We start from the raw sequence: 14,807 nt of genomic DNA, 5'->3' as shown, positions 1-14,807 counted from the left end.
TCATGCTGACGACTGCGATTCCGATAACGCCTGCGCCGCACAGATCAATGCCAGATGGCTCAGCCCCTGCGGCATATTGCCTCGCCAGCTCTGACTGCGGACATCATACATCTCATTGAAGATATCGACGTTACCGTGGCCGTTCAGCGTATCAAGAATCTCCTGCATCGCCTGTTCCGCCTGGCCGGTCTCGCCCATCTCTGCCCATGCTTCTACCAGCCAGAAGGCGCAGGCGAGAAAGGTACTCTCTTCCTCTCTGACGCCGCTGTAGCGATAGAGCATGGCGCTGCCGTCGCCCAGCGCCTGCTGGATTGCGCGGTAGGTCGAAAGCATCCGCTGCGGATTAACCGCGTTGCCGTAGCCGTGAACCAGCGCCAGCGATGCGTCGAGGCGATCGTCACTGCCGGCGTAAAAGAGATAAGCCTGCTGTTGCTCTGACCAGCAGTGCGACTCAATCCAGTCGCGAATGCGGTCACGTTCCCGCTGCCAGCGTCCCAGCCAGGTCGGTTCGATATGCTGGCTTTCGGCCAGCGCGACCGCCCGGTCCAGCGCCATCCAGCAGGCCATCTTGGAGTGGGTGTAATGTTGCAGCTCCGGCAGTTCCCAGATGCCGCAATCTTTCTGCCGCCAGTGATCGGCGCAGCAGTTTGCCAGCTCACCCAGCATGCGCGAGGTGGTGATATCCAGTACGTGTCCCGCTTCAATAAAGTGCTGTGCGGTGACCAGCATGTCGCCATACATGCTGAGCTGCAGCTGGTCGCGGGCGTTGTTGCCAACCCGCACCGGCTGAGAGTTTTTATAGCCGCTCAGCGGCGGATAACGCTCGGCGGGCACCTCATCGCCATTCAGGGCATAGCAGGCCCGCAGTCTGACACCGTGACGCATAATGGTCTGCGACAGCCAGGAAAAGGCCGCCTTACAATCTTCCAGCGCCCCGATATAGACGAACGCTTTAATAATCAGGCAGGCGTCGCGCACCCAGGCGTAGCGGTAATCATAATTTTTCTCGCCGCCGATACCTTCCGGTAAGGAGGTGGTCGCGGCAGCGGCCAGCGCACCGGTCGGAGAGTACCAGAGAAACTTCAGCGACAGGGCAGAGCGCTTTACCAGTGCCGGATAGCTGCCAGCGTAACGCAGGCTCTCCACCCAGCTGGTCCAGCCGGTGTGACTGGTTTCGATCCGCTGATCGATAGCCTCCAGTGGCGGCACCGCCAGCGGCTCTTTTTCGGTCACCAGCAGCGCGCAGAGCGATCGGGAACCGGCCGTTGTGCGCAGCGTGGCGCAGACCTGCTCATCATCCAGCTCGGTTATCTGAATATCTTCGCTGGTGCGAAACATCGCCATGATCTCCGCGATGTGAAATACCTTGCCTTTCTCATTGTCAGCCACCCAGGGCGAACGGGTTTCAGCGGCAGTGCCGAAACGCAGGGTGATCGCTAATTCCACCTCCCCGCTGACGCCCTCAATGCGACGCGCCAGTTCACACCACGGCAGACGGCCCGCCAGCGTGCTGTTGATTGATTCCGTCAACAGTACGCTGCCGCTGTCCGTTTCGAAACGGGTTTCCAGCACATTGCTGTTGTCACGGTAGCGGCGCGAAACCTGATAGGGCGTGCGCGGCACGATCTGAAAGTAGCCACCGAGTCCGGCATCAAGCAGGCGATCAAACAGCGGTTTCGCATCGAGATTAGGCGCGCACCACCAGTCAATAGCCCCATCCGGCGCGATCAGCGCCACCGAGCGGCCTTCACCAATGGCGGCATAATCACCCAGACCCGCAAAGCCATCTTCTCTGACCGGCGAATGAATGATCGGGTTTTGCATGGTCTGCTTCCTTATTTCACTGTAACGAGAATTCTTCTGTGGGCAAAAACGGGACAAAAAAATGGCCGCGTTATGCGGCCATCAGAGACAATTTACAGCGTGCCGGTGCCGCCATCAGAGCACCAGACCTGACCGGAGGAGTAGCTGCTTTCGGTTGAGGCCAGGGTAACGTAGAGTGGGGCGATCTCAACCGGCTGACCGGGACGGCCCATCGGTGAATCGGCACCAAACTGCTTCACTTTTTCCATCGGCTGTCCGCCGCTGGATTGCAGTGGCGTCCAGTATGGGCCTGGCGCGACTGCGTTGACGCGAATACCGTCGCCACCCAGCTGCTTAGCCAGCGATTTGGTGAAGGCAACGATACACGCTTTGGTCTGCGCATAGTCGAGCAGAATATCGCTGGGTTTAAAGGCCTGTACTGATGAAGTATTAATAATCGACGCACCGCGTGGCAGATATTCCAGCGCCGCTTTGGTGATCCAAAACATCGCATAAACGTTGGTTTTAAACGTTGCGTCAAAATCTTCCGTACTCAGAGTACGAATGGACTCATTAAATTGCTGACGACCGGCGTTATTCACCAGAATATCCAGACCGCCTAATTTATCAGCGGCGTCTTTCACCAGCTGCTGACAGAATTCTTCAGAACGAATGTCGCCGGGAATAGCGAAAACTTTACGGCCTTCCGCTTCGATTAATTTAATCACTTCATCGGCATCGGGCTGTTCTTCCGGCAGGTAGTTAATCACCACGTCTGCGCCTTCACGGGCATAAGCGATGGCTACAGCGCGGCCAATTCCGGAGTCACCGCCGGTAATCAGCGCCTTACGGCCGGTCAGTCGGCCAGTACCGCGGTAGCTGGTTTCACCGTGGTCGGGAACCGGGATCATCTTGCTGGCCAGGCCTGGCGCCTGTTGTGGCTGGTCCTCAAATGGAGGCTTAGGAAATTGATCCAGATCGAGCGTCTTGTTAGTTGGTGTAGCCATTGTATGCTCCTTGAACAGAGTTATCTGAGACATTAAGCCTGGCACAAATGTGATATTTGTCACATCTGACTGCTGATTCATTGAGCAGATAAAACCAGAAGAACTTAATAATGCAGATAAAGCGTAGTCAGGAAATCGATATTGTGTGCGGCACTGTCCGATTATTTTCAAAGGGGGCAGGAAATAAGTAAAGCGAAGCGTAAAACCGACTGGGGATTATTTCAGCAGGTGAAATGTTCCGGCTGAAAATAAACAAAGGGCAGTTAACCGCCCCGTACTGAACCCCGCCAGACCACATCGACCGGATATATTCTCCGCTCCTGCTGTTGTTCATTTTTGGGTGTTAGCGTTTCCGGTTGCGCTTCTTTCTCCACCAGCCAGGCAATCGCATCGCGGGCAAACTGCTCCACTGGCTGCGCAAAGGTGGTGAGGTTATACGAGGACCAGCCCGACTGCGGGATATTGTCATGCCCCATGATGCAGAGATCCTCCGGAATACGCAGTGCAAAGCGGTGACGCGCCTCATCCATAAAACCGCAGGCGAGCAGGTCGGTAGCACAGTAAACCGCATCCGGGCGAATGTTACGCGTCAGCAGACGCTGGGCCAGAATCTGGCCGCTGTCATAGGAGGTGGTGCCGAATCGCTCCACCTGAACTGTGATACCCGCTTTTTGCGCCGCCACCAGAAAATCGGCTTCGCGCTTCAGCAGACTCGGCGTGCCTGCCAGCGAATTGACAAAGGCGATGCGATTGCAGCCTGCCCGGACAAAGGCGTTAACCGCCATTTCGGCGGCAGGGCGGGAGTCGGGATTAATATTGAGCGTGCCGGGCAGGGATTCGTCGCGGTTAATCAGCACCAGATGCTGACCGTGCTTGTAGCAGAGCCGGGTAATGCCGCTGTCCGGCATACCGGAAAGAATGATTGAGGCGTCGGCACGGAAATTAATCGCCTGTTGCAGTGCGTCGGAAACCCGCGCATCCGAGCGGTCGGTGTTGATCAGCATCGCCACTTTTCCCGCTTCCTGCAAATACTGGGTCATCCAGCGCACCAGGCTGGCACGGTAGGGCGTATCCACTTCGGAGGCGATTAAGCAGACAATGCCGCTGCGGTTGCGTACGAGACCGCGAGCCAGATGATTGACGTGATAGCCCAGCTCTTCAGCCGCTTTCATCACCCGCTGACGGGTGGACTCCGACACGCTGGCACCTTGCGTAAAGGTGCGGGAGACCGCTGACCGGGAGACGCCTGCCCGGTCAGCGACATCCTGCGCACTCACTACTGCTTTAAGCTGCTGCATCTTTTTCCTCGCCCCTCTGTTGCCTGTACTGAGTCTGCCTGAAATTGCAAGGGTGTGCAAAGGGTGCCTGCCTGCCAGATGTTTCAAATTTGTGACAGACCCTGACAATTGCATAACAACTCAATTGACAGGGTCGCCGGGTCGCCGTACTACTTTGCTTACATCTTTGCACACATGTGCAAAAGCTGGCGCACATGCGTCATCCAGCCCCAGGAGAACACCATGCGTTATCCCTCTCTGCTCGCTGCTGTCATCATCTGCCCTCTGGTGCCGTTTGCTGCCTCGGCGGCGGGCCTTAATATGATCTGCTCTGCTGATGTGGTGGTGTGTGAACAGATGACCACGCTGTTCAGCCAGAGTCATCCCGACATCAAACTCAGCATGGTGCGGCTCTCTGCCGGTGAAGCTTATGCCCGTATCCGCAGTGAAGCGCGCAATCCCCGTACCGATATCTGGTGGGCGGGCACCGGTGACCCGCATATGCAGGCCGCCGAAGAGGGCTTAACCCAGGCCTACAAATCTCCTCTGCTCGATGAGCAGCAGCCGTGGTCACAGAAAGTCGCGGAGATCTCCGGGTATCGCACCGTGGGCGTCTATGCCGGTGCGCTGGGCTGGGGCTACAACACGAAACTGCTGGCGGTGAAAAAGCTGAAGGTCCCGGCCTGCTGGGCGGATTTACTCGACCCTGGCTTTAAAGGGGAAATTCAGATCGCCAATCCTAACTCCTCCGGCACGGCCTATAACACTCTGTCGACGCTGGTGCAGATCATGGGTGAAGACAAGGCCTTTGACTACCTGAAGAAGCTCAATGCCAACATCTCTCAGTACACTAAGTCCGGCTCTGCACCGGTTAAGGCCGCCGCGCGCGGTGAAACCACCGTCGGCATTGTTTTTATGCATGATGCCGTGGCGATGGAGGTGGATGGCTTCCCGATTAAGCCCGTCGCGCCCTGCGAAGGCACCGGCTATGAAATTGGTTCAATGTCGATCATTAAAGGCGCGCGCAATCTGGCTAATGCTAAAAGCTGGTACGACTGGGCGCTCAGCGCGGAGGCTCAGTCGAACATGAAAGAGGCGAAGTCGTTCCAGTTGCCTTCTAACCGCAAGGCGGAGATCTCTCAATACGCGCCGCGCTTCGAGAATATCAAACTGATCGATTATGACTTCAAAACCTATGGTGACTCGGCAAAACGCAAGGCGTTGCTGGGTCGCTGGGATAAAGAGATTGGTGCCAGCGCGCAATAACGGTGGTGTGCGCCCGGCCTGCTGAGCCGGGTCTGTGCCAGACCGCGGTGGCGTAAGCCTGATGTCCGCTTCCTGATGGAGGTGATTTATGAATGCGCACAATCGTCGCTTAACCGGCACGCTGCTGGCGGGGGCCATCGCGCTGACGCTGCTGCCCTGGTATAGCCTGGAGCAGAGCTTTTTTACGGGAGACTGGCTGTCTAGCCTGTGGGCCGATGAGAACAACACACCGGCGCTGGGGCAGCTCGCGTTACGCAGCTGGCTGGGGATCGCCGTCGCGCTATGGCTGCTCTCTGCGGCCAGCGTCTTTCTGCCGCCAGGCCGCTTCCGCAGCACGCTGCTGCTGCTGTTCAGCGTGGCGGGCATTCTGTTTCTGGTGCTGGAAGGGCATGCCATTGGGTTTAGTGGCTGGAACTGGCTGTGGCTGGAGAACCTCTTCGGGCCGCTGGCGCAGGGGCAACCGGCGATGGGTGCGGGCGCACTGCTGCTGCTGACCGTCTTTCTGCTCATCTTCGCCTTTGCCCTGGCGGAGCGCGGCGTGCTGAAAGGCGATGCCTTTGTGGTGGCGTCAATTGTGCTGCTGGTGGCGCTGGTTACGACCTTTGTGCTCTATCCGGTGCTGAGCCTGTTTGTTGCCTCGGTGCAGGATAGTGACGGCAGCTTTAAACCGGACGGGCTGATTGCCAATGTGCAGGATCCCGCCATCTGGAGCCTCGGCTGTTTCACCGGCGGCTCCTGCGGCACGGCCTGGCGCACGCTGGGACTGGCGCTGATGACCGCCAGTGGTTCTACGCTGCTGGGCCTGGCGTTTGCGCTGGCGGCCACGCGTACGGGGCTGCCCTATAAAAAAGCGCTGCGGATGCTGACCATATTGCCCATTATCACGCCGCCATTTGTTATCGGTCTGGCACTGATCCTGCTGTTTGGCCGCTCCGGCGTGGTGACAGCATCGCTGGCGACGCTGTTCGGTATCGAGCCGGGCCGCTGGCTCTATGGGCTGACCGGCATCTGGATTGCCCAGGTGCTGTCGTTTACTCCCATTGCGTTCCTGGTGCTGATTGGCGTAGTTGAGGGGGTCAGTCCGTCACTGGAAGAGGCGTCGCAGACCCTGCGCGCCAGCCGCTGGCGCACGTTCTCCTGCATCTCGTTGCCGCTGATGGCGCCAGGTCTGGCCAACGCGTTCTTAATCAGCTTTATCGAAAGCATGGCCGATTTCGGCAACCCGATGGTGCTGGGCGGCAGTCACGGCGTGCTCTCGACAGAGATCTTCTTCTCCGTGGTCGGCGCTCAGAACGACCCAAGCCGCGCGGCGGTGCTGGCGATGATCCTGCTGGGCTTTACCCTTGCCGCTTTTCTGGTGCAGCGCGTCTGGCTCTCCGGCAAAAGCTTCGCCACCGTAACCGGCAAAGGCGACGGCGGCCGTCATGTGATGCTGCCGCGTCCGGTGCGCTACAGCGTCTATGGCATGGTGATCCCGTGGGGACTCTTCACCCTGGTGATCTACGGCATGATCATGATTGGCGGCTTTGTGCAGTCCTGGGGGCTGAATAATAACCTGACGCTGGATCACTATATCCGCGCCTTCAGTGTCAGCGTGAATCAGGGGCAGCTGGTCTGGAGCGGCGTCGCCTGGAATTCCTTCTGGACCACGCTGGAAATCGCCCTGATTGCCGCACCGCTCACCGCCATTGTGGGGCTGCTGACTGCCTGGCTGATCGTGCGACAGAAGTTTGCCGGCCGTCAGACGTTTGAATTCATGCTGATGCTGAGTTTTGCCATTCCCGGCACGGTGATAGGTGTGAGCTATGTGATGGCCTATAACCTGCCGCCGCTGGAGATCACCGGCACCGCGATGATCCTGATCGCCTGCTTTGTCTTCCGTAATATGCCGGTCGGCGTGCGGGGCGGGATGGCGGCGATGAGCCAGTTGGATAAAAGCCTGGATGAAGCCTCACTGACGCTGGGCGCCAACAGTTTCCGCACGCTGCGCAAAGTGGTACTGCCGCTGCTCAAACCTGCGATCAGCGCCGCGCTCGTCTACGCCTTTGTGCGGGCCATTACCTCGATCAGTGCGGTGATTTTTCTGGTCAGCGCCCAGTACAACATGGCGACCTCTTATATTGTCGGGCTGGTGGAGAATGGCGAGTATGGCGTCGCGATTGCCTACTCCTCGGTACTGATTGTGGTGATGCTGCTGATCATTGGTCTTTTCCAGCTGCTGGTGGGCGATCGTCGCCTGCGCCGTGCAACCCAACCGGCGGTAATTGTTGCCGCACCCTCTGCATCTACTCTGACTCAGGAGAGAGCCGTATGACGACCATTAACGCCGGATCGGTGGTGTTTGAACATGTCGCGAAGCGATTTGCTGGTTTTACTGCAGTGCCGGATCTGTCGCTTACCGTAGAGCCGGGCACGCTGGTAACGCTGCTCGGGCCATCCGGCTGCGGTAAAACCACCACGCTACGGCTGCTGGCCGGGCTGGAGCATCCTACCTCGGGGCGGATTCTGATTGGCGGCAAAGAGGTGACCCATCTGCCCGCTAATGAGCGCGACGTGGCGATGGTGTTTCAGTCCTACGCGCTGTTTCCGCATATGAACGCCATCGACAACATTCTTTACGGTCTGCTCTCTTCTGGCATGAACAAACGCGAGGCGCAGGACAGGGCGCGCGAGGGGCTGAAGCTGGTGGGGCTGGAGAGTCAGGGACAGCGGCTGCCATCCGAACTGTCCGGCGGACAGCAGCAGCGTATTGCGGTGGCCCGTGCGCTGGTGCTGGAACCGCAGGTGCTGCTGCTTGATGAGCCGCTGTCGAACCTCGATGAGCGTCTGCGCCGTCGGGTGCGCACCGATATCCGCGATCTGCAGCAGCGGCTCGGGTTTACCGCCGTCTACGTGACCCATGACCAGGAGGAGGCGCTGGCGGTCTCCGATAAGATTATTGTCATGAAAGAGGGAGATATTGCTCAGCAGGGCGCGCCGGAGACGCTTTACCATTCGCCCAATTCAGTCTTTATCGCGGATTTTATGGGTGAAGCCAATATTCTGCCCTGTGAAGTAGAACAGGCGGATGCAGATGACGCGCTGGTGCGGCTGGGTAATCAGCGCTTCCGGGTGCGGGGTGCCGGCGCTAAACCCGGCACTGCTCAGCTGGCGGTGCGGCCACAGTTTATTACGCTGTCCGGCGACGGTCAGGGTGCGTTGCAGGGTGAAGTGATCCACAGCACCTGGCTGGGCGATCATATCGAATATGAAGTCGCTACCGAGCTTGGCGCGCTGTTCATTATCGACCCGCAGATGGAACAGCGTCTGCCGCTCGCCGCCACGGTTGGCGTCAACTTTAAGCCGCATGGTTTAGCCCTGATAGCCCGTTAATCTGATTAACCCGAGGAGTTCGCATGGAATCGCAGGAAATAATGGCGCGACTGGCGTTAGCGGAAGCCGTTGCCCGCGAAGGGGGCGCTACCGCGTTATCCTGGTTTAATCGCCGCGAGACGCTGGTAGTGGAGACGAAGTACGATTTGCAGGATGTGGTGTCTATTGCCGACCGGGAAGTGGAGCAGCTGATCGCCAGCTATATACGGGATGCGTTTCCCGATGATGGCTTCCTGGGCGAGGAGACGGGTCTGCAGGCGGGAACCTCTCACTATACCTGGGTGGTGGATCCGATCGATGGCACCAGCCCGTTTCTCAATGGGATGCCGAGCTGGTGTGTTTCCGTGGCGGTGCTGCGTGGCGATGTACCGGTCATCGGGGTGATTTTCGCACCCACCTATGAGGAGTGCTACGTAGCGGCACTGGGGCAGGGCGCGACGCTTAACGGGCGTCGTCTGCAGGTCGATGCCACACGCACGCTGCAAAACCACGTTACCGGCTTTGGTGCTAACAGCTATGTCAGTCCGCAACAGGTGGGCGAGATTGTGGCGGCGCTGTTGTCGGCGGGCGGTAACTTTATCCGCATCGGCTCCGGCGCGCTGATGCTGGCCTGGGTCGCGGCTGGTCGGGTCGTGGGTTACTACGAACCTTATATGCACGCCTGGGATTGCCTGGCGGGTTACTGCCTGGTGAAAGAGGCGGGCGGCTGGTGCCACCCGTTCAATACCGAAGGCGACCGCATCACTAAAGGGGCCCAGGTGCTTGCTGTGGCACCCGGCGCCGAAGCGGACCTCCGCCGCATTGCTGATTTGTAGTTCAGTGACCCTGTCACGCTGACTGTACTCAGGTCAGCGTGATGCCGCAGGGCTTAGCGTTTTCGTCAGATAGTGGCGCTGCATGCCGTCCTGCGGAAAATCGGGCAGGGACATCTGCTGCTGATAACCCTGTTTCTGATAAAACGGCAGCGCCTGAAAACTAAATGTATCCACCAGCGCAAAGAGACAGCCCAGTTTAACCGCCTCCTGCTCTGCCGCTTCCATCAGCGCACGCCCCAGACCACTGCCACGCAGCGTTTCGTCCACCCAGAGATAATCAATACAGAGCCAGTTTCCTTTGCGCGAGGCGATCAATCCGCCGCGTAACACACCTTCTGCATCTTTGTGAGAAACCGACAGCGGCCCCCAGTTCTCCCGACTGATAAATTGCCGGTTGTAAGCCCCTAATCCTGCCAGTAGCGCTTCCCGATCGTCGTCGTTTTGCTGATGGGTAAGGATAAATGTGCTCATCCTGTTCCTCTCTTATCCATGCGTTGTCTTTATCCCTCAAAAAGGATAAATTCAATTTTACCCTCTAAAAGGTATAATCTGTATATTATCCTCTTAAGGGTATAAATTGCGCTTTATACCCTATCGGGGATAAACCCTCTGCGCTATGCTTACAGCCTGTGATTCTTTAGGAGTTACCCCATGATATACAGCCCGCTACAGCTGGCAAACCGGCTAAAGCTTATCCGCCAGCGCAACGGCTGGACCCAGAGTGAACTGGCGAAAAAGGTTGGCCTGAAACAGGCTACCATCTCTCACTTTGAAAATGCGCCTGACACTACCTCGCTGGCCACGCTGTTTAAGCTTTTACAGGCGCTGGAAGTGAGTCTGGACGTAGTGGAAAAAGAGGAGGCCAGTGCGCCTCAATTGCATGATGAGGATGCGTGGTAATGCAAAGGCTGATTGCGTGGATGAACGGCGAGCGGGTAGGCGTGCTCACCCGGCAGCGGAATGGCGCTCATGAGTTTCAGTATGACACCGGCTGGCTGAGTAACCCGCTATCCAGGCCACTGTCACTTTCTCTGCCGCTGCAGGTTAAGGCAATCACCTCACACGCCGTGATTAACTTCTTCGATAACCTGCTGCCAGATAGCCCGCTGATTCGTGACAGAATCGTGGCGCGTTACCAGATTAAATCCCGTCAGCCGTTTGACCTGTTGCAGGAAGTGGGACGTGACAGCGTCGGGGCGACTATGCTGTTGCCGCCCGATATGCCGCTGCCCGCGCTGCAGGCTCGCTATGAGGTGCTGGATGAAGCCCGGCTTGAGAGTGTGCTGTCAGCCTATCAGTCAGATATCCCGCTGGGGATGTTGCGTGAAGAGACTGACTTCCGCATTTCGGTGGCGGGCGCACAGGAGAAAACGGCGCTGCTGCTGACCGAAGAGGGCTGGAGCATTCCTGCCGGTGCCACGCCCACCTCGCACATCATTAAGCTGCCGATCGGTGAGATTAAACAGCCAGCCGCGACGCTGGATATGCGTGAAAGCGTAGAGAATGAGTATCTCTGTCTGGCGCTGGCCCGCGCACTGGGTATTGATGTGCCGCAGGCGACGATTATCCGGGCCGGTAAGATGCGCGCCCTGGCCGTTGAGCGCTTTGATCGCCGCTGGTCGCGCGACCGAACCCGGCTGATTCGTCTGCCACAGGAGGATTTCTGTCAGGCGCTGGGGCTACCATCCTCGACCAAATATGCGTCGGACGGCGGGCCGGGCATTGCAGAAATAATGCAGATACTGATGGGATCGAGCAACGCCATTGAAGATCGCTATCGCTTTATGATGTTCCAGGTGTTTCAGTGGCTGATTGGTGCTACCGATGGTCACGCAAAAAACTTCTCGCTGTTTATTGAGCGCGGCGGCAGTTATCGACTGACACCCTTTTATGATGTGATCTCCGCTTATCCGGTGCTGGGCGGTACCGGCCTGAACAGGCGTGCACTAAAGCTTGCGATGGGGCTGCGTGCCACTAAGGGGAAGAAGACAGAAATCGACAAAATCTTTCCGCGCCATTTTATCGCCACGGCAAAAAGCGTCAGTTTTGATCGTGACAGTTTGCAGCAGATCTTCGACTTCTTCGTCCGTGAGTTTCCCAAAGCGGTGGTCTCAGTGCGCGAGGCCTTACCGGCCGATTATCCACAGCACATCGCCGACGCCATTTTCAGTCATTCACTGATTATGCTGGAGCGGCTGCGGCACAAAGAGTGATGGCGCTATAAGCTGGCACTATCCTGAAAAACCTCGCCTCCTGTGTATGGCTAAAAGCCTGTCGGCTATGCTTATCTGACAGGCTTAACAGGAGAGTCATGGTATGAAGTGTCCGGGATGTGAAGGAGAGGCGTTTGTGTACGCCACGCGCGACGTCAGTCTTAATACGGGTAATCCCGAGGACGTTGTGCCGGATGTAAAGGGCGATCACTGCATCCGCTGTGGCGCGGTGATTATGAATGCCGGAACGTCGGAGCTGTACCCCGAAAAGGCTGAAGCGCTGGAGAATGCCGGCGTGCCTGTTAAATAACACAGAGAGCCCGCTTAGTGCGGGCTTTCGTTTTATTCATTCACCGCTTGAGAAACTCTTCAAAACGGGCCTGGTTATCCACCAACCATGCAGGCAAATATTCCTGCGTTACTGGCCGGATTACCATTTTGCGGGGGCGGTTCCAGATATCAATATTCTGCTCAACGCAGCGCCGAATATGATCGGGATTGTTGAACTCAGGGAGATTATTTTCTGTGTGAGAAATCGTCTCCATTTTCTCGCTTATACGCGCGTCGGTCATTACCCATGAGAAGTGCCAGCCAGCGTCTTCAATTGTTCTGGTACGCATCTTCAGTAGCTTCCAGCGCCACCAGCTGTCCCTGATTGGCGTACCCTTGCGTTTAACGTTGCGTAACAGCTCTGGCTGGCCTCTGAAAAAATGCTTCAGATTCTTCATAGTGGTCATCTTTGGCAGGCGGCAGAGACGGGCAGAGCCATCGTCATTAAAAACCTGAACGTTAAATTTATAATTATAGAAGTTATGGTACAGCGTCGTGCAGAGGTGGCGCGGGCTGAACTGCTTCAGGGCTTCAGGACGGGGGATTTCATCTACATCTGATACGATGATGATATCGTCGTCCTCAGCGAAGTCCAGACCGCGCATAATGGCGTTACGCGCTATCGTCTCATTTTCCCACGGGTCGGATTCACCGGCTTTCACCATTGAGCTGCCAGACACGAAATCATGCTGATGGATCGTCGGTACTGAGTCATTAACGACGTAAATAATTTTCTCGCGAAATGCCGCAAACTTTTCGATATTAAAACTGAGTTTTTCTCGACGCTTGCCAGTAAAGGTATAGAGGGATTCAACAATGACGAACTTATCAACATGTTCATAAAGCGTATTCAGCCGAAGCTCAAGAAGCATGTCTTCATCGTAGTAAAGGAAACAATCGTAAATCATTGGCTAACAAACCTTCCTGGCAAAATTTTCACATTATTTGAAACAATTATACCGCATGTTAAGCGTAAAATTACCTTTTCGTTACGTTATCTGTACTTTTTGATGCGGTTAAAAAGAAAATATGATCTCGGCCAAAAAATTACAAAATAATAAAGAATCTCTGTAAAACGTACTCCAGGCATCAGGCCAGTGTAAAAGTTTCAAACAGGTTGCTAATAAGTGATGCTTAAATATCAAACACCGTGCATGCTCACAAATTGAAGATAAAAAAAGCCTGCACAAGGCAGGCAAAATCGTTATAAGGGAATGTCCCTCTTTTGATAACACGCAACGAGTAAGTTGTGTGATGGTGGCACCGTACAGGAGAAACCTCAGGTTTACCCTGGGAACGGGAATCACAATCACATCAATCTGGCCACTGGAGTGCGTTATGGATGCCAATCGCTATGCCCTGAAAACAATCCCGTCACCGCCGGTCTTTCCCGGTGCTGCCAGCCCTGTGATATCTGATGAAACACTGCATCGCCGTCTGGCCGCCATTATTGAGCGGATGCAGCAGCAGCAGATTGCGCAACTGATTATCTATGCCGACAAAGAGCACGGCAGCAGTTTTGAATATCTGGCGGGATTCATTCCGCGTTTTGAGGAGGCGCTGCTGGTGGTGAATCAGCAGGGCGAGCTTACCTATATCATGGGTAATGAGAACCTCAAGCTGGTGCCTTTTGCCCGCAATCCGGGACGCTGTCTGCATGCGCCGATCTTTTCGTTGCCCAATCAGCCGATGCATGGGGAGCAGCCATTGGATCAGCTGTTAACAGAGGCAGGCATTAAGGCGGATGAACGCACCGGGCTGGTGGGCTGGAAGCTGTTTACCGGCAGGCAGCAGGCGCTTTTTGATCTGCCGCAGTTCGTCTACGCTGCAGCGGCTCAGGCGGCGGGTGGCGATGTGCATCTGGTTAACGCCACCGGATTGTTTATCTCGCCAGACCTCGGTGCGCGTTGCGTTAACTGCGCCGATGAAGTCGCCTTTTATGAGGCTGGCGCCAATCTTGCGTCAACCGCGATGCTGGCTGCGCTGGATAGCGTAGCGCCGGGTGTGACAGAGAAGGCGTCAGGCGCACGGCTGAATGCAGAAGGGCAGCCAAACAGTGTCGTCACGATTGCCGCGACCGGCGATCGTTTCGCCCAGGCCCGCCTCTATCCGTCAGACAAACAGATTTCAACTGGCGACAAACTCTCACTGACGGTCGGCTATAAAGGCGGCCTGACCAGCCGCTCTGCGTATGTCGTCAGTGAGGCTTCTGAGTTACAGTGTCACGTTTCTGACTGGTTAGACCGGCTGGCGATCCCCTATTATCATGCTGTGGTCAGCTGGCTGGAGCAGTTGCGAATCGGAATTACCGGCGGCGAACTCTATACGCATATCGAAACGGTACTGCCCAAAGCGCAATATGGCTGGCATCTCAATCCAGGACATCTGGTGGCTGACGAAGAGTGGTTAAGCTCGCCCATCTATCCCGATTCAGCAGTGACCCTGAAGAGCGGTATGCTGTTGCAGATTGATATTATCCCATCGGTGCCGGGTTATGGCGGCTGCAGTATTGAAGATACGGTCGGACTGGCAGACGCCGCATTGCGTGACGAGCTGGCGAGCCGTTTTCCGGCGGTGTGGCAGCGTATGACCCGGCGCAGAGCCTACCTGACCGAGGTACTGAAAATCCGGTTGTCCGGGGAGGTGATTTTGCTCTCGAACACGGTAGGCTATCTGCGCCCTTTCTTACTGGATAAGCATCGTGCGCTGGTGCGCCGGTAGAGA

Annotated in this window: 13 protein-coding genes; 8 read left to right on the top strand and 5 right to left on the bottom strand. The window is 56.5% G+C overall.

Annotated features, from left to right (window positions below):
* The 3 genes from AC6I8J_RS09410 to AC6I8J_RS09400 all read right to left on the bottom strand — a co-directional run bounded on the left by AC6I8J_RS09410 (position 1) and on the right by AC6I8J_RS09400 (position 4,108).
* Positions 1–1,824, bottom strand: coding sequence for a glycoside hydrolase family 15 protein (locus AC6I8J_RS09410; RefSeq protein ID WP_161734802.1), 1,824 nt, complete (start codon positions 1,822–1,824; stop codon positions 1–3).
* Positions 1,825–1,916: 92 nt separating this feature from the next.
* Positions 1,917–2,810 (bottom strand): SDR family oxidoreductase, encoded by an 894-nt coding sequence (locus AC6I8J_RS09405; RefSeq protein ID WP_161734799.1) that lies wholly within the window; start codon positions 2,808–2,810, stop codon positions 1,917–1,919.
* Between the two features lie 263 nt (positions 2,811–3,073).
* Positions 3,074–4,108 (bottom strand): LacI family DNA-binding transcriptional regulator, encoded by a 1,035-nt coding sequence (locus tag AC6I8J_RS09400; RefSeq protein ID WP_497825299.1) that lies wholly within the window; start codon positions 4,106–4,108, stop codon positions 3,074–3,076.
* Between the two features lie 222 nt (positions 4,109–4,330).
* Between AC6I8J_RS09400 and AC6I8J_RS09395 the strand changes: the two genes are divergently transcribed.
* The 4 genes from AC6I8J_RS09395 (at position 4,331) to AC6I8J_RS09380 (ending at position 9,540) form a co-directional block, all read left to right on the top strand.
* Positions 4,331–5,353 (top strand): ABC transporter substrate-binding protein, encoded by a 1,023-nt coding sequence (locus tag AC6I8J_RS09395; protein ID WP_497825298.1) that lies wholly within the window; start codon positions 4,331–4,333, stop codon positions 5,351–5,353.
* 88 nt (positions 5,354–5,441) lie between these two features.
* On the top strand, positions 5,442–7,667 hold the full coding sequence (locus tag AC6I8J_RS09390) for an ABC transporter permease (RefSeq protein WP_497825297.1): 2,226 nt from the start codon (positions 5,442–5,444) through the stop codon (positions 7,665–7,667).
* Complete coding sequence (locus AC6I8J_RS09385) at positions 7,664–8,725, top strand: ABC transporter ATP-binding protein (protein ID WP_497825296.1); 1,062 nt, start codon at positions 7,664–7,666, stop codon at positions 8,723–8,725. The genes AC6I8J_RS09390 and AC6I8J_RS09385 overlap by 4 nt, the downstream gene beginning before the upstream one ends.
* Positions 8,726–8,748: 23 nt before the next feature.
* On the top strand, positions 8,749–9,540 hold the full coding sequence (locus tag AC6I8J_RS09380; protein WP_497825295.1) for an inositol monophosphatase family protein: 792 nt from the start codon (positions 8,749–8,751) through the stop codon (positions 9,538–9,540).
* A 33-nt stretch (positions 9,541–9,573) separates the two neighbouring features.
* On the opposite strand, the gene AC6I8J_RS09375 is transcribed toward AC6I8J_RS09380, so the two are convergent.
* Positions 9,574–10,011 carry a GNAT family N-acetyltransferase gene (locus tag AC6I8J_RS09375; protein ID WP_480343837.1) on the bottom strand — a complete coding sequence of 146 codons (438 nt, stop codon included), beginning with the start codon at positions 10,009–10,011 and terminating at the stop codon, positions 9,574–9,576.
* A 180-nt stretch (positions 10,012–10,191) separates the two neighbouring features.
* Between AC6I8J_RS09375 and hipB the strand changes: the two genes are divergently transcribed.
* The 3 genes from hipB to AC6I8J_RS09360 all read left to right on the top strand — a co-directional run bounded on the left by hipB (position 10,192) and on the right by AC6I8J_RS09360 (position 12,063).
* Positions 10,192–10,440 carry a type II toxin-antitoxin system antitoxin HipB gene (gene hipB, locus AC6I8J_RS09370; protein WP_161734780.1) on the top strand — a complete coding sequence of 83 codons (249 nt, stop codon included), beginning with the start codon at positions 10,192–10,194 and terminating at the stop codon, positions 10,438–10,440.
* Entirely contained in the window at positions 10,440–11,753 is a 1,314-nt protein-coding gene (locus AC6I8J_RS09365) for a type II toxin-antitoxin system HipA family toxin (RefSeq protein WP_161734778.1), read from the top strand. The genes hipB and AC6I8J_RS09365 overlap by 1 nt, the downstream gene beginning before the upstream one ends.
* A gap of 103 nt (positions 11,754–11,856) precedes the next feature.
* Positions 11,857–12,063 (top strand): type II toxin-antitoxin system MqsA family antitoxin, encoded by a 207-nt coding sequence (locus AC6I8J_RS09360; protein ID WP_099257387.1) that lies wholly within the window; start codon positions 11,857–11,859, stop codon positions 12,061–12,063.
* A gap of 40 nt (positions 12,064–12,103) precedes the next feature.
* Here AC6I8J_RS09360 and AC6I8J_RS09355 read toward each other — a convergent pair whose 3' ends face one another.
* Positions 12,104–12,991, bottom strand: a complete 888-nt coding sequence (locus tag AC6I8J_RS09355; RefSeq protein WP_161734776.1) for a glycosyltransferase family 17 protein — start codon at positions 12,989–12,991, stop codon at positions 12,104–12,106.
* Positions 12,992–13,421: 430 nt separating this feature from the next.
* On the opposite strand from AC6I8J_RS09355, the gene AC6I8J_RS09350 reads away from it, so the two are divergent.
* Positions 13,422–14,804, top strand: a complete 1,383-nt coding sequence (locus tag AC6I8J_RS09350; protein WP_497825294.1) for a M24 family metallopeptidase — start codon at positions 13,422–13,424, stop codon at positions 14,802–14,804.
* Positions 14,805–14,807: the final 3 nt, after the last annotated feature.

Source organism: Pantoea sp. X-Soil-ISGK-355 (genome assembly GCF_059730805.1).
This window is presented reverse-complemented; position numbering and strand designations above follow the sequence as displayed.